At 63.3% G+C, this 14805-nt stretch carries 11 protein-coding genes, 5 tRNA genes and 1 other annotated feature; of the genes, 9 read left to right on the top strand and 7 right to left on the bottom strand.

From position 1 onward, the window contains the following. Window positions 1–95 precede the first annotated feature (95 nt). The 6 genes from DN611_RS16735 to DN611_RS11655 all read left to right on the top strand — a co-directional run bounded on the left by DN611_RS16735 (window position 96) and on the right by DN611_RS11655 (window position 1369). Window positions 96–749, top strand: a complete 654-nt coding sequence (locus DN611_RS16735) for a gamma-glutamyl-gamma-aminobutyrate hydrolase family protein (protein WP_158629690.1) — start codon at window positions 96–98, stop codon at window positions 747–749. An 82-nt stretch (window positions 750–831) separates the two neighbouring features. Then, window positions 832–906 (top strand) — tRNA-Gly (locus DN611_RS11635). Window positions 907–915: 9 nt separating this feature from the next. Next, window positions 916–992, top strand: a tRNA-Arg gene (locus DN611_RS11640). A 54-nt stretch (window positions 993–1046) separates the two neighbouring features. Then, a tRNA-His gene (locus DN611_RS11645) sits at window positions 1047–1123 on the top strand. 47 nt (window positions 1124–1170) lie between these two features. Then, window positions 1171–1245, top strand: a tRNA-Gln gene (locus tag DN611_RS11650). A 48-nt stretch (window positions 1246–1293) separates the two neighbouring features. Continuing rightward, window positions 1294–1369: transfer RNA gene (locus DN611_RS11655), tRNA-Lys, on the top strand. 519 nt (window positions 1370–1888) lie between these two features. Here the strand turns inward: DN611_RS11655 and DN611_RS11660 are convergent. From DN611_RS11660 to DN611_RS11690, 6 genes are all read right to left on the bottom strand, one after another. Then, window positions 1889–2548, bottom strand: a complete 660-nt coding sequence (locus DN611_RS11660) for a metal-dependent hydrolase (protein ID WP_021747632.1) — start codon at window positions 2546–2548, stop codon at window positions 1889–1891. 172 nt (window positions 2549–2720) lie between these two features. Continuing rightward, window positions 2721–3791, bottom strand: coding sequence for a 3-isopropylmalate dehydrogenase (gene leuB / locus DN611_RS11665; RefSeq protein ID WP_119311428.1), 1071 nt, complete (start codon window positions 3789–3791; stop codon window positions 2721–2723). A 12-nt stretch (window positions 3792–3803) separates the two neighbouring features. Next, window positions 3804–4289, bottom strand: a complete 486-nt coding sequence (gene leuD, locus DN611_RS11670; RefSeq protein WP_021747635.1) for a 3-isopropylmalate dehydratase small subunit — start codon at window positions 4287–4289, stop codon at window positions 3804–3806. Between the two features lie 5 nt (window positions 4290–4294). After that, window positions 4295–5554 (bottom strand): 3-isopropylmalate dehydratase large subunit, encoded by a 1260-nt coding sequence (leuC, locus tag DN611_RS11675; RefSeq protein WP_119311429.1) that lies wholly within the window; start codon window positions 5552–5554, stop codon window positions 4295–4297. Between the two features lie 52 nt (window positions 5555–5606). Beyond that, window positions 5607–7274: a 2-isopropylmalate synthase gene (locus DN611_RS11680; RefSeq protein WP_119311430.1), complete on the bottom strand. Its 1668-nt coding sequence runs from the start codon at window positions 7272–7274 to the stop codon at window positions 5607–5609. Between the two features lie 78 nt (window positions 7275–7352). Further along, window positions 7353–7616: a binding site (T-box leader), on the bottom strand. Window positions 7617–7878: 262 nt separating this feature from the next. Then, complete coding sequence (locus tag DN611_RS11690; protein WP_158629691.1) at window positions 7879–8058, bottom strand: 5-formyltetrahydrofolate cyclo-ligase; 180 nt, start codon at window positions 8056–8058, stop codon at window positions 7879–7881. 89 nt (window positions 8059–8147) lie between these two features. Here DN611_RS11690 and DN611_RS17330 point away from each other — a divergent pair, with 89 nt between their 5' ends. The 3 genes from DN611_RS17330 (at window position 8148) to DN611_RS11705 (ending at window position 13953) form a co-directional block, all read left to right on the top strand. Next, on the top strand, window positions 8148–8840 hold the full coding sequence (locus DN611_RS17330; protein WP_119311433.1) for a hypothetical protein: 693 nt from the start codon (window positions 8148–8150) through the stop codon (window positions 8838–8840). Further along, window positions 8837–10816, top strand: a complete 1980-nt coding sequence (locus tag DN611_RS16870; protein ID WP_197714230.1) for a site-specific DNA-methyltransferase — start codon at window positions 8837–8839, stop codon at window positions 10814–10816. The genes DN611_RS17330 and DN611_RS16870 overlap by 4 nt, the downstream gene beginning before the upstream one ends. 92 nt (window positions 10817–10908) lie before the next feature. Then, a complete protein-coding gene (locus tag DN611_RS11705; RefSeq protein WP_119311434.1) occupies window positions 10909–13953 on the top strand; it encodes a restriction endonuclease in 3045 nt (1014 codons plus the stop codon). Window positions 13954–14333: 380 nt separating this feature from the next. On the opposite strand, the gene DN611_RS11710 is transcribed toward DN611_RS11705, so the two are convergent. Further along, window positions 14334–14792: a metallophosphoesterase family protein gene (locus DN611_RS11710; protein WP_021747642.1), complete on the bottom strand. Its 459-nt coding sequence runs from the start codon at window positions 14790–14792 to the stop codon at window positions 14334–14336. Between the last annotated feature and the right edge of the window lie 13 nt (window positions 14793–14805).

Here is a 14805-nt window from a genome sequence, read left to right on the forward strand (position 1 = left end):
TCGTTTCTCTTCGCCCCGCTTTTAACCACCGGGCGGAACTCTGGACGTGCTGCCCGGATAGAATGGGCCTGAGACATTTGACAGGAGGGATCGCCTTGCGTCCAACAGTGTTTCTCTGGGGCCTGCCGGGCCAGTACATCAATTACGAGCGTGCGCTGGAGATAGCAGGTGGACGGCCCCTGGCCTCTCCGGATCTGCGGGATGCGGTGCGGTGTGCCGCCCTGTTGTTGCCCGGCGGCGGCGATATGGAGCCCCGGCGCTACGGCCAGGCAAACACCGCCAGCCGGGGGCTGGAGCCAGAGCGGGACGCGGGAGAGCTGTTCCTGCTGGAGCAGTTCATTATGGAGAAAAAGCCTGTTCTGGGAATTTGCCGGGGACTGCAGGTGCTGAACGTGTTTTTCGGAGGCACACTGATCCAGGACCTGCCCGGCCACAGCCAGGCGGCGGGTCGGGACCGGCTCCACCGGGTACGGACAGCCCCCTCTCCCCTGCAGGACCTTTTCGGAGAGACCTTGGTGGTGAACAGCGCCCATCATCAGGCGGCAGACCGGCTGGGGCAGGGACTGCGGGCGGTCCAATGGGCCATAGACGGCACGGTGGAGGCGGTCATCCACCAGTCCCTGCCGGTGTGGGGTGTCCAGTGGCACCCGGAGCGGCTGGCCGGCCCCTTATCCCTGTCCGGAGCCGCAGATGGAGGGTGCCTTTTCACCGCCTGGCTGGCGCTGGCTGGTGGCACAGGACAATCTTAGAAAAAAATTGCGGGTTTCCGCTTGACAGATGGGCTTGTCCATGGTAATATATCTAAGCTGACGATTTCCACGGAGGGCAGACGCAGGTGTAGCACAATGGTCAGGGCACCAGCCTTCCAAGCTGGGGATGCGAGTTCGATTCTCGTCACCTGCTCCAATCAAATTCGCGCCAGTAGCTCAGCTGGATAGAGCAACTGCCTTCTAAGCAGTAGGCCAGGGGTTCGAGTCCCTTCTGGCGTACCAACTCCTTCCGGGGCGGTCGGTCAGCACGCATCCTGTTTAGGATCTCGATATGTGGTGGGTGTAGCTCAGTTGGTTAGAGCACCGGATTGTGGTTCCGGGTGTCGTGGGTTCGAGTCCCATCTCCCACCCCACAAAAGAGGGGATCGGGGTCACCCCGGTCCCCTGTTTTCCTTTCCATTGGGGCGTCGCCAAGTGGTAAGGCAAGGGACTTTGACTCCCTCATCCGCTGGTTCGAGTCCAGCCGTCCCAGCCAAGACTTTCCAGCCCGCCCGCATTGGACGGCCGAAATAGAATACCATGTGATCCGTTAGCTCAGCAGGCAGAGCAACTGCCTTTTAAGCAGTGGGTCCGGGGTTCGAATCCCCGACGGGTCACCAAAAAGAAAGACACGACTTTCGTCGTGTCTTTCTTTTTGGGTTTCGCAGGCCATTGGCCCGCGAAACCCTTCGGCGATTCAAATGCTCGGCGGAAATGAATTCTGCCTCCGCCAAGGTTCCGCCTGCGGCAAAACGCTTGTACTGCGCAAACGCACCGTCCTGCTGTGCGGAGCTCCAATGTCCGCATCTCTTCTGTCAACACAAGCTGTAAAAACCTCCTGAAGGGCTAATGCTTCAGGAGGTTTTTACAGCCGGAAAATACCAGGGATTGTTCGTAACGGGTTACCAGCAAGGGATATATCAAATTTCGCTTCGATTGCCCTGTAAGATTTGGAGTCGCTGTGAAGTCTCCGCCAGCAATTTCAATGCCGATGCTTCCAGCACCGCCTGACTGGCCGCCTGCATGATCGGGCAGATCTGTCCCCCCAAGAACTCTCTGTTGGCTTCGCACGGAAGCGATTCATTCGCCCGTGCCGGGGCAGCCGCTGTGGTGCTCCGCCCGCTCCCGTCCCAGGCTGCTTACAGGGTCATCTCCTCCCCCGGCTGAAGGACTTTGGCGGCAAATCCCGCCTCTTTGCAGGCGGCGGCGAATGCCTCCGGATCCTGGGTGATGGCCTGGAAGGTGTTGTAGTGCATGGGGACCGTCAGTCGGGGCCGGATCAGCTTCACTGCCCGGAGGGCATCCGCCGGGCCCATGGTGTAGAAATCTCCGATGGGCAGCAGCGCCACGTCGATGTCCTCGTCTGCCAGCAGGGTCATATCGGTCATCAGGGCCGTGTCTCCGGCGTGATAGATCTTCCTGCCCCCCATCTCAAAAAGGAAGCCGCAGGCAGGACAGCCCGCCGCACCGCCGCCGTGGAGGGCCTGGAAAAACTTGGCGCAGCCAAAGGACAGGCGGACCGTGCCGCCCAGATTTCCGGCGACGCATGCCACCCCCGCAGGGACAAACACCGCATCCGCCAGATCCGCTGTGCAGCAGACCGGCGCACCGGTACGTCTGGCGATGGCGGCTGCATCCCCTACGTGGTCCCCATGGCCGTGGGTGACAAAAATCACGTCCGGGTCCACCTTCTCTGCCCATTCAGGACGGCCAGCCCCGGTGAGGAAGGGGTCCGTCAGGACTTTGTGGACGCCGTCATCCAGCAGAAAGCAGGCATGGCCCAGAAATTGCAGCTTCATATATGCAGCACTCCTTTTTCCAAGATGGGACGGACAGCTGTCAGAGCCTCCGTCGGTCGGTTCTCTTGATGGGATGATATCATATCCGGTGGGCAAAGTAAATTCCAGCCTCCACGAAAAAAGCGGCGCCGGGCTTTTTCGGGCCCGACGCCGTCCGCATATTCCATCTTTCTTACAGCCGGGCCAGGATGGCATCGCCCATGGCAGCGCAGCCCACCTTCTCACATCCGGGCCGCCAGATGTCGGCGGTGCGGATGCCGTCGTTCAGCACTTGATTCACCGCAGCTTCGATGCAGTCTGCCTCCGCCGCCATATCGAAGCTGTACCGCAGCATCATGGCCGCGGACAGGATGCAGGCGATGGGGTTGATGATATCCTGTCCGGCGATGTCCGGGGCAGAGCCGTGGATGGGCTCGTACAGCCCCCGGGTGCCGTCCCCCAGGCTGGAGGAGGGCACCATGCCGATGCTGCCGGTGATCTCGCTGGCCTCGTCGGACAGGATGTCGCCGAACATGTTCTCCGTGACAATCACGTCGAACTGGGCGGGATCCTTGCAGATCTGCATGGCGCAGTTGTCCACGAACATCTCCCGGTATTCCACGTCCGGGTACTCCGCCGCCAGGCGGTGCATCACCTCCCGCCACAGGCGGCTGGTGTCCAGCACATTGGCCTTGTCCACGCAGGTGAGCTTTTTCTGGCGCTTGCGGGCGGTCTCAAAGCCGATGCGGCCGATCCGCTCGATCTCGTGCTCGGAATAGGGCATGGTGTCCACGGCGACCTTCTCGCCGTTTTCCTCGTAGGTCCTGTGCTCCCCGAAGTAGACGCCGCCGATCAGCTCGCGCACCACAATAAAGTCAATGCCTTTTTCCACGATGGCGGGCTTCAGGGGCGAGGCGTCCGCCAACTGGGGCCAGATTTTGGCAGGGCGGTTGTTGGAGTAAAGCCCCATGCCGGCCCGGAGCCGCAGGAGGCCCTTTTCTGCCCGCTTGTCACCGGGCAGGCCCTCCCACTTGGGGCCGCCGATGGCCCCCAGCAGCACGCTGTCGCTTTGCAGGCACTTGTCCAGTTCCGACTGGGGCAGGGGATCCCCGTAGGCGTCGATGGCCTCGCCGCCCATCAGGACTTTCGTATAGGTAAAGGTATGGCCAAATTTCTCAGCCACCGCGTCCAGCACCCGCAGGGCCTGGGTGACGATCTCCGGGCTGGCGCAGTCGCCGTAGATCACCGCGATATTCTTCTCCATACTGCCGCCTCCTTACCGCGCCTGGATGCTGGCCATCAGGCCGCCGGAGCGAATGATCTTCTGGATGAAGGGCGGGAAGGGCTCCGCCTGGAAGGTCTCGCCTGTGGTCTCGTCGGTGATGACGCCGGTGTCAAAGTTCACAGACACCGTGTCCCCCTCCCGGATGGCAGTGCTGGCTGACGGGCACTCCAGGATGGGCAGACCGATGTTGATGGCATTGCGGTAGAAAATCCGGGCAAAGCTGGCGGCGATGACGCAGGCGATGCCGGCGGTCTTGATGGCCAGGGGCGCGTGCTCCCGGCTGGAGCCGCAGCCGAAGTTCTCGCCCCCCACCATGATGTCGCCCGCCTGCACCCGGGTGATGAAGGTCTTGTCAATGTCCTCCATGCAGTGGTCCGCCAGCTCCCGGGCATTCTGGGTGTTCAGGTAGCGGGCGGGGATGATGACGTCGGTGTCGATGTTGTCACCGTATTTGAATACAGAACCTCTTGCTTCCATGGTGTTCAAACCTCCCTGGGATCGGTGATGTGGCCCGTCAGGGCGCTGGCCGCCGCCGTGGCGGGGCTGGCCAGATAAATCTCGCTGTTCACGTGGCCCATGCGGCCCACAAAGTTGCGGTTGGTGGTGGAGACGCACCGCTCCCCTTCCGCCAGAATGCCCATGTAGCCGCCGAGACACGGCCCGCAGGTGGGGGTGGAGACAATGCACCCGGCGTCGACAAAGGCGGTGGTGTAGCCCCGCTCGATGCAGGTCCTGTACACCTCCATGGTGGCGGGAATGATGATGCCCCGGACGCCGTCGGCGATGTGGCGGCCCTTCAAAATGTTGTAAGCGGCCTCCATGTCCTCGATCCGGCCGTTGGTGCAGGAGCCGATGACCACCTGATCGATTTTGATGTCCCTGCCCTCGGCGGCCGGGTGGGTGTTCTCCGGCAGGTGGGGCCAGCTGACGGTGGGCACCAGGGTGTCCAGGTCAATGGTGATGGTCCGCTCGTACTCTGCGTCCGGATCTGCCTCGTATTTCTTCCATTCCCGCCGGCTGCGGCCCTTCAGGTACGCCTCGCAGGTCTCGTCCACCGGGAAGATGCCGTTCTTGGCACCGGCCTCGATAGCCATGTTGCAGATGCACAGCCGGTCCTCCATAGTCAGGCTCTGCACGCCGGGGCCGATGAACTCCAGGCTCTTGTAGAGGGCGCCGGAGACGCCGATGAGTCCGATCAGGTGCAAGATCACGTCCTTGCCGGACACAGGCCGCCGCAGACTGCCGGTCAGCTCCACACGGATGGCGGCGGGCACCTTGAACCACGCCTTGCCGGTGGCCATGCCGGCGGCCATATCCGTGGAGCCCACGCCGGTGGAGAAGGCCCCCACCGCGCCGTAGGTGCAGGTGTGGCTGTCGGCGCCGATGATGCAGTCTCCGGCGGTGACGATGCCCTGCTCCGGCAGGAGGGCGTGCTCCACGCCCATCTTGCCCACGTCGAAGAAGTTGACGATGCCGTGTCTGCAGGCGAACTCCCGGCACTGCTTGGACTGCTGGGCGCTCTTGATGTCCTTGTTGGGGACGAAGTGATCCAGAACGATGTTCACCCGGGTCTTGTCGAAAACATCGCAAAAGCCCGCCTTTTCAAACTCGTTGATGGCCACCGGAGTGGTGATGTCGTTGCCCAGGACAATATCAAGGTTCGCCTCGATCAGCTGTCCCGCCTTGACGTGCTCCTGGCCGCAGTGGGCAGCCAGGATTTTCTGTGTCATAGTCATTCCCATGGGTATTGTGCCTCCGTTCTCTGTGATGAAGTCCAGGGGTCTCCCCCGCTGTTTACCGGTTATTGATGGCACTGACCAGCGCCCGGACGCCTGCCACGATGATGTCCGTGTGGGTGCCGCAGCCCCAGGTCTCTCTGCCATCTGGCCACTTCAGCCCTACGTAGCTGCAGGCCCGGCTGTCGGTGTCAGGGTCCAGTGCGTGCTCGCTGTAATGGATCAGTGTGAAGTCCATGCCCGCTGCCTGCTCGATGGCATTGGCCACCGCGTCCAGGCGGCCGTTTCCGGCGGCGCCGCACTGGATCATCCGGCTGCCGCGGCGCAGAGTCAGGTTGGCGGAGATGGACCCGTCCTGGTTCTGTGTGTAGTGGGCGGCAGTGACATTCAGCGGGGCCGCGTTGTTGACGTAGTTGTCCTCAAACACCTCCAGCACCTCCTGGACGGAGAGTTCCCGGTGGTCGTGGTCGCTGACCTCCTTGACCCGGTAGCCCAGCTGCTCCCGCATGTGGGGCGGCGGGTTATAGCCGTAGTTCTGCTGCAGCAGGAAGCCGATGCCTCCCTTGCCGCTCTGGCTGTTGATGCGGATGACGTCCGCGTCGTAGGTGCGGCTGATGTCGTGGGGGTCGATGGGGATATAGGGGCAGTCCCACCGGTGCTGGTGGTGCTCCTTCCGGTAGGTCATGCCCTTGGCGATGGCGTCCTGGTGGCTGCCGGAGAAGGCGGCGAACACCAGGCTGCCGGCGTAGGGGCTGCGCTCATAGACGTGCATCCGTGTCACCCGCTCGTATACCTCGCAGATAGCGGGCATATCGGAGAAGTCCAGCTTCGGGTCCACTCCGTGGCTGTACATGTTCATGGCCAGGGTGATGGCGTCCACGTTGCCCGTACGCTCCCCGTTGCCGAAGAGGCAGCACTCCACCCGCTGGGCACCGGCCAGTACCGCCAGCTCCGCGTCCGCCACGCCGCAGCCCCGGTCGTTGTGGGGATGGGTGGAGAGAACCACGGCATCCCGGTACTTCAGATGCTTGGAGCACCATTCGATCTGGTTGGCGTAGATGTGGGGCATGCTCATCTCCACCGTCACCGGCAGGTTGATAATCATGGGACGGTCCGGCGTGGGCTGCATCACGTCCAGCACTGCGTTGCAGACTTCCACGGCGTACTCCGGCTCTGTGCCGGTGAAGCTCTCCGGGCTGTACTCAAAGAGGAAATTGCCCTCGTACTCCCGGCTCAATTCCTTGATGAGCTTGGCACCGTCCACGGCGATTTGCTTGATCTCCTCCCTGGACTTGTGGAACACCTCCCGCCGCTGGGCCTCGCTGGTGGAGTTGTAGAAGTGGATGATGGCCCGGGGGGCGCCCTTCACCGCCTCAAAGGTCCGGCGGATGATGTGGTCCCGGCACTGGGTCAGCACCTGGATCGTCACGTCCTGGGGGATGCGGTCCTCGTCGATCAGCTTGCGGAGGAACTCATACTCCGTCTCCGACGCCGCCGGGAAGCCCACCTCGATCTCCTTGAAGCCGATCTTCAGCAGTATCTCGTAGAACTCCAGCTTCTCCTCCAGGCTCATAGGCACCACCAGACTCTGGTTGCCATCCCGCAGGTCCACGCTGCACCAGGCGGGGGCAGTCTCGATATGGTCCTTCTGCATCCACTCGTACACGTGCCCCGGCTCCACCGGCGGGGGATAGTAGCCAATCTGATATTTCGTCGCGTCCATCATGTCAAAGTCCTCCTTCCAAGGTCTTGTCTTTGGAAGAAGGACAACAAAAAATCCCATCTCTCCAAAGACCATCAGTCTTTGAGAGACGGGAGCAAAAAATGCTGTACCCGCGGTACCACTCTCATTGCCGGGAGACCCGGCCACTCTGTACGATCGGCTCCTCCTGAGGGGGCGAATCGCGTCTGCATGATAACGGACAGCGGCCGTCCGCACCTAAAGGCGATGCCTCTCAGCGCGGCTGCTCAAGGGCCAGTGACGCGGTCCCCTCCGTACCGCCTTGCACCGACCGGCGGCTCTCTGAAACAGGGCGTGGGATCGCCTTTTCCCCTTCATCGCATTTTGGAAGATGGGAAGAGTATAACAGCTCCGCCGAAGGACGTCAAGTGAGGAAATCTGCCCTCACAGCGGATTTGGTACGGTTTGACAGACATCTCTTGGCGAAACGCGCCGTCTCTTGTGAAAATCGCAAGAAAAATCAGGACGGCAGCCGCCGTCCTGAAGCGGCGGCCTCCCTCCGGAAGACCCCGCTGCGGAAACGGCCCGCTCCCCAGGAACCGGGAGACCGGGCCGGTTATATCCTGCATCCTGAAAAATGCCCAGAACCTCACAGCGCCGCACCTGTCCGCCAGATCTGTGTCTCCGTGGCCACTATGGGCACCCGGCGGTCATGGAGGCCCACTGGTACGCGGGGCTGCAGCAGGCGGTCGGGGCATACCAGAATGGCGGGCCCCTGATAGTACTCCAGGTAGCGGTCGTAATACCCGCCGCCGGGGGAGCAGGTCACGCCAAGGTACGAGAGGCGCAGATGCGCACCCGGGTGGAGGGCGTCAGGTCAACTATGCGGACCTGCAGACCGGGCGGGGTCCTATCACGATGGAGCCCCAGTTCCCCGTGATCCCGGGGCTGGACATCGTGGAAATCGCGGAGGCTGTCGGAAACTGCGCTACCGTGCTATATAATGAGGACAACTATGCCAAGCTGCCCGAGGACCTTCAGACGGTTCTGCGGGAGTGCATGGACCAGATCCGGGAAAAGAACAACGAGATCACGCGTGATGAGGATGCCTATTATATCGAGAAGATGAAAGCCGAAGTTCCCGGGCTAACCGTGACGGAATCCGATTATGGGTCTTTGCTGCTGTGGGCCGTGCGGTCCATGAGGAGCTGGTCGCCAGCGTCTCTGATGAAGCGCTCTGCGATGCAATCCAAGCCCTGGCCTGAGCAAGGAAGGTTCCCTCCCTGCAAGGGTCTCGTTTGGGAGACAAATGGGACCCTTGCAGAAAACACAGGGGCGCCCACTGAGGTAAAACTTATAAAAAAGTATATGCGCCATTTTCCTTGGCCATTGTGCACGCTCCTCTCCGCCGGTCTTATGAGAGATATCATACAGCCGGGAGGGAAATGCGACAATGCCCCGCCGGGCCGGGCGATTTTCAGCTTGTCTCTTTGCCGGTTGTGCGGTAAACTGGACGTATCGCGGCGCCGGACGGGGTGCAGCCGTGGATACCGGAGCGCGCCGGGGCGCCTCCGGCATCTGCATCCGGTGGAAGCGCCCGCATCTGCATGAAACGAGAGGAAGCAGACATGGACTATCTGGACTTGGAAGCCCCCGGCCTGACGGCGGGGAATGTGGAAAAAATCGCCGCGCTGTTTCCCGCCGCCGTCACGGAGACGCGAGGCGCGGACGGGAAGGTGAAAAAGGCCGTCAACTTCGAGGTCCTCAAGCAGCTGCTGGCCCCCGACGTGGCGGAGGGGGAGGATCGCTACGAATTCACCTGGGTCGGCAAACGGGCCGCCATGGCCGAGGCCGCCCGCCCCACCTCCAGAACCCTCCGCCCCGTGAAGGCGGACAGCCGGGATTGGGACACCACCCGGAACCTCTACATCGAGGGAGACAATCTGGAAGTGCTGAAAATCCTCCAGGAGAGTTATCTGGGCGCGGTGAAGGTGATCTACCTGGACCCGCCCTACAACACCGGCAGCGATTTCATCTATCCGGATTCCTTTGTGATGGACCGCGGCGCATATCACGGTGCCAGCGGATACCGGGACGCGGAGGGGAAGATCAACTTTCAGCGGAAAAACACGTTTTCGGACGGCAGGTATCACTCCGACTGGTGCTCCATGCTCTTTTCCAGACTGCTGCTGGCCCGCAGCCTGCTCTCCCCGGACGGCGTCATCCTGATCTCCATCGACGACCATGAGTCAGCGAACCTGAAGAAGATCTGCGACGAGGTGTTCGGCGAAAGCAACTACCTGAACCAGTTCGCGTGGGTCTCCAATATCACGGGCCGCCAGATATCCGGCAGAGGCGCGGCCAAAACCTGGGAGTCCGTCCTGGCCTACGCCAGGGACATCGACGCGTGCGGCAGCCTGTCTATTGACATCCGCTTCGCCAGGGAGAAGATGCCCGATGCGTACAAGGGCTTTCGCAGGGACGTTCGGACGGACCGGCTGGGCCCCTTTGCGGTCGGCGATCCCCTCTACAATCATAATCGCAAGTTCAACGAAGAGACCCGGCCGAACCTCGTGTTCTCCATCTTCTATCAGCCCCAGACCCAGGAGATCTCCACAGGCGCCATCGGGGAGAGGCGGCCCGGGTGGTTCGAGCTGCCGCCCCATGCAAATGGGGACGGCGTGCACAAGTACCATGCCTGGCGGTGGTCCCGGCAGAAGATTGCGGACGAGCCATATAATCTGATCGTGCTCCCCACAGCGTCCGGTGGGTATGAGATCCACACCAAGATCAGGGACTTCGGCAGGACGCTGCTCAAGGACGTCATTCCCGACATCCCCAACGGAGACGCGGAGCTGCGGAAGCTGTTCGGCGGCCGGAAATTGTTTGACTACCCAAAGTCCGTGGACCTGTTGAGGACCCTGATCGGCTCTGTTCCGGGGAAGGATTTCGTATGCCTGGACCTCTTCTCCGGCTCCGCCACCACCGCCCACGCGGTGATGCGCCTCAACACGGAGGACGGTGGCCACCGCAGCTTCATTATGGTGCAGCTGCCCGAGCCCTGCGGTGAGAAGAGCGAGGCCGCCCAGGCGGGCTTCCAGACCATCTGTGAGATCGGCAAAGCCCGCATCCGCCGTGCCGGGGATCAGATCCGGACCGAATTCCCCGGTGCCTGTCCGGACATCGGCTTCCGGGTCTTCCGGGTGGACGAGGGCTGCCGGAAGGAGGTCCTCTATCCCCCGGAGGAGATATCCCAGCCGCTGATCGGGCAGACGGTGTCCAATATCCGGGAGGACCGCACCGACCTGGATCTGCTCTATGCCTGCCTGCTGGACCAGGGCCTGGGCATCCACCTGCCCCACACCAGCCGGGTGGTCGGCGGCTGCACCGTCCACCGGGTGGACGGCGGCGTCCTGGCGGCCTGTTTTGACGCTGGCGTTCCGGACACGGTCATCCGGGACATAGCTGCTTCCCGCCCCCAGTGGGCTGTCTTCCGGGACAGCGCCTTCGCCTCGGACGCCGCCAAGATCAACGTGACGGAGATCTTCAAAAGCCTGTCCCCCGGCACCCGCGTCCAGGTACTCTGAGTGCAGACCGTCCGCCTGGTTCCATTCCGCAGAAACTTTCCCCGTCTTGCCCGGATGTGTCCCCAGCGCACCGGACATAAGGAGGTGACCTCATGAAGCTCCAATTCAAGCACCAGCCCTTTCAGGCGGAGGCGGCCGCAGCGGTCTGCGATGTGTTCCGCGGCCAGTCACTGTGCGCCCAGGCACACCGGCAGGGCCTGGGCGCCGCGGCCGACAGGCCGCTGTCCCTGGCAGGGACCGGCACCGGCCTGTGCAACCAACCCCTGGCTCCGGAGCTGACCGACGCCCGGATCCTGAAAAATCTGCACGCGGTCCAGCGGCGCGTCGGATTGCCTCTGTCCAAGGCCCTGGCCGGGCCGGGGATCAACCTGTCCGTGGAGATGGAGACCGGCACCGGCAAGACCTATACCTATGTGAAAACCATCTACGAGCTAAACGCCCTCTACGGCTGGAGCCGGTTCATCATCGTGGTTCCGTCGGTGGCCGTCCGGGAGGGCGTCTACCGTTCCCTGCAGACGACCCAGGAGCACTTCGCCGGGGAGTACGGCAGGCGGCTGCGGTTTTTCATCTACAACTCCGACCGCCTCGCCCAGGTGGACCGCTTCGCCTCCGACAGCGCCATTCAGGTCATGATTATCAACATGCAGGCGTTCAACTCGGGCAGGAACCAGCGGATCATCGACCAGCGGCCGGACAGCTTCCGGGGCCGCCGCCCCATCGACGTCATCGCGGCCACCCGGCCTATTCTCATCATTGACGAGCCCCAGAGCGTGGAGGGCCGCCAGACTCGGGAGAGCCTGCGCAAGTTCAACGCCCTGTTCACCCTGCGCTACTCCGCCACCCACCGGGAGGCGTACAACATGGTGTACCGTCTGGACGCCCTGGACGCCTATAACCGGCATCTGGTGAAACGGATCGCCGCCCTGGGGGTGACCTTCACATCCTCCCCCGCCGCTGGCGGCTTTGTCTATCTGGAGGGCGTGGACCTGAGCCGGGACAGGGCCCCCGCCGCCCGGATCGGTTTTGAGGTCAAAGGGGCGTCCGGCATTCGGACGGTGGTGAAACAGCTGCGCCGGAAGGCGGATCTGTTCGCGGCGTCCAACGGCCTGGCCGAATACGCCGACCGCTATGTGGTGGCAGAGATCGACGGTCGGGACAGCTCGGTGACCTTTCTCAACGGCCTGAAGCTATATGCCGGTCAGTTCAGCGGCGGCGAGGAGCGGACAGCTCTCCAGCGCCGGGTGCAGATTCGGGAGACCATCCGCACCCACCTCCGCCGGGAACGGGAGCTGTATTCCAGGGGAGTGAAAGTGCTGTCCCTCTTCTTCATCGACGAGGTGTCCAAATACCGCCTGTACGACGGGGACAGCGGCAGCGGCCGCAGCGGCGAGTACGCCAAAATGTTTGAGGAGGAGTACGTCGCCGTGGCGGAGGCGTTCCGGCGAGAGATCGACGACCCGGCGTACCGGGCCTATCTGGACGGCATCGATGCCCGCGAGACCCACCAGGGCTACTTCTCCGTAGACCGGCGGAAGGGCCGCCAGGCCCGCTTTGTGGAGGGAAAGATCGACCGCAAGAGCCGAACCTCCTTCGACGCGGACGCCTATGACCTGATCATGCGGGACAAGGAGCGGCTGCTCAGCCTGGATGAACCTGTGCGGTTCCTCTTCTCTCACTCCGCCCTCCGGGAGGGGTGGGACAACCCCAATGTGTTCCAGATCTGTATGCTGAAGCCCCAGACGGAGTCGGAGATCCGCAGCCGCCAGGAGATCGGCCGCGGTCTGCGCCTGTGTGTCAATCAGGAGGGCGAACGCATGGACGAAAGCGTCCTGGGCGGGGCGGTGCAGGAGCTGAACAAGCTGACGCTCATCACCGATATGGAGTTCGGCAGATTCGCGGAGGCCCTGCAGCAGGGGCTGGCGGCGTCCCTTGCCGGCCGCCCCCGGATGGTGGAGCCGGGCCTGTTTGCCGGCAGGCTCCTCACTGGCACCACCGGGGCACGGGTCCGGGTGACGCGGGAGCTGGCAGATGAGATCTGTGCCGCTCTCCGGAAACAGGGCTATGTGAAGGACCGCGTCCTCACCGGCAGCTTCTTTGCGGACCGGGACCGGGGTGCCGTCCGGCTGGGCGGAAGCCTTCAGGACCTCAGCGCCGCCGTGGCGCAAGTCCTCTCCGGCGTCTATACCCCCCGGGCCATCCCCGCGGAGAACGCCCACGGCGGCAACGTCACCGCCCGGGCGGACCCGGAGAAGCTGCAGACCGAGGCGTTCCGCTCCCTTTGGGCGCGGGTCGGCCCCAAGTCCTTCTACACCGTCTCCTTTGACACCCGGGAGCTGATCGGGAACGTCATCCAGGCTCTGGACGCGCATCTACAGGTGACCCCCGTCTCTGTCCGGACGGTGTATGGCGAGCAGGCGACGCAGCTGCAGTCCCGGGAACAGCTGCTTCAGGGCCGGGCCTTCCGCCGCAGGGAAAGCCGTGTGCAGGCCGCCGGTCCCCCGGCGCCGGGCGGTGTACGGTATGACCTAGTGGGCAGGCTGGTGGAGGAAACCGGCCTGACCCGTACCACTGCGGCAGCCATTCTCCAGGGCATAGCCCCTGAGACATTTGCCATGTTCCGCCTGAATCCGGAGGATTTCCTCCTCCAGGCCTCCAGGCTCATCAACCGGGAGAAGGCGGCCGCCGTCGTCCGGCACATCACATACCACCGGCTGGACGCGTCGTATGACGCCGCCCTCTTCACCAATGCCGTCCGCCGGGGCAGGCTGGGGTGCACCGCCGTGCCCGCCGCCCATTCGATCTCAGACTATGTGATCTGTGACACCGACAGGGAACGGGCCTTTGCCGAGGCGCTGGAGGCCAGCGAGGCGGTCAGATTATATGTCCGACTTCCCAAGTCCTTCTTCATTCCCACCCCGGTGGGGCGGTACACGCCCGACTGGGCCATCGCCCTCCGGGACCGCGCAGGGGATCCCGTCTATTTCGTGGCAGAGACCAGCGGCAGGGCCCCACAGCCCCAGGGCGTGGAGGCGGCGAAACTCCAGTGCGCCCGCGCACACTTCGCCGCGGTCAGCGGCGGAGAGGTGATGTGCGGCGCCGTCCGTGACTTGGATGAGCTCCTGCGCATCGTGGGCTGAAGCCCCGGGGCCGCACAGTATGCACGGCGGCGTATGGAAGGCCCCCCGCTATGGACAGAGAAGCGCGGCCTGAAATCAAGTGATTTCAGGCCGCGCCGGCTTGTGTGCAGCTGTGAGGTCTGCAAGAATTCGAATACACTGCCGGTTCCCCGGCTTTCAGCAAGCGGGCCGCCGCAGCGGCACGCTCCGGAACTCCGGCCCGGCGGAGTCTGTTTGAGCCGCCGCATCCCCGGTGCGCCGCCAAAGCCGGCCCCCATCTCAGGGCAGAACTGCCTGTGCCAGGCGGTTGTCAATGCCCTGTCCCCTCCCCCGCCCGGGGTGCGCCGCCCCGCCCCCGCAGACGGCGGAACCGCCGGTGAGAAGCAGTCTTCCCGCCGTTCTCACGCCGTCCCGTGGGGGATGATGACCTTCTCCACCCGGATCTTCCCATCCTCCGCCTCCGCCGTCATCATGGTGATCTCCTGATGGAACCGCCGAGGGCCGCAGGAGCCCGGGTTGAGCCAGAGGACGCCGCCTTTCTCCTCCTGCACGTACTTGTGGGAGTGGCCGAACACCACCGCGTCCACACCGGCCAGGTCCGCCGGGACCTCCTTTCTGTTGTGGACCATGAAAAAGGTCACGCCGCCCAGGGTAACGGTGAGATCGTGCGGGATGGCCTCCGCCCAGTCCTTGTCGTTGTTGCCCCGGACGATGTACAGCGGCGCATACTGCCGCAGCTCATCCACGATGCTCTGCCTGTTGATATCTCCGCCATGGAGGATGGCGTCGGCGGTCTTTAGATGCTCCGTGACCTCCGGCCGCAGCAGGCCGTGGGTGTCGGAGAGAATGGCAAGTTTCATAGGTTTCCCCTCC

The organism is Oscillibacter sp. PEA192, assembly GCF_003574015.1.
GTDB classification, from domain to species: domain Bacteria; phylum Bacillota; class Clostridia; order Oscillospirales; family Oscillospiraceae; genus Oscillibacter; species Oscillibacter welbionis.

Bases quoted from the DNA above. Each gene is read 5' to 3' on its own strand.
- DN611_RS11660 (WP_021747632.1), bottom strand. From the start codon at position 2,548: ATGAAGCTGCAATTTCTGGGCCATGCCTGCTTTCTGCTGGATGACGGC.
- leuB (WP_119311428.1), bottom strand. From the start codon at position 3,791: ATGGAGAAGAATATCGCGGTGATCTACGGCGACTGCGCCAGCCCGGAG.
- leuD (WP_021747635.1), bottom strand. From the start codon at position 4,289: ATGGAAGCAAGAGGTTCTGTATTCAAATACGGTGACAACATCGACACC.
- leuC (WP_119311429.1), bottom strand. From the start codon at position 5,554: ATGGGAATGACTATGACACAGAAAATCCTGGCTGCCCACTGCGGCCAG.
- DN611_RS11680 (WP_119311430.1), bottom strand. From the start codon at position 7,274: ATGATGGACGCGACGAAATATCAGATTGGCTACTATCCCCCGCCGGTG.
- DN611_RS17330 (WP_119311433.1), top strand. From the start codon at position 8,148: ATGGAGCCCCAGTTCCCCGTGATCCCGGGGCTGGACATCGTGGAAATC.
- DN611_RS16870 (WP_197714230.1), top strand. From the start codon at position 8,837: ATGAAACGAGAGGAAGCAGACATGGACTATCTGGACTTGGAAGCCCCC.
- DN611_RS11705 (WP_119311434.1), top strand. From the start codon at position 10,909: ATGAAGCTCCAATTCAAGCACCAGCCCTTTCAGGCGGAGGCGGCCGCA.
- DN611_RS11710 (WP_021747642.1), bottom strand. From the start codon at position 14,792: ATGAAACTTGCCATTCTCTCCGACACCCACGGCCTGCTGCGGCCGGAG.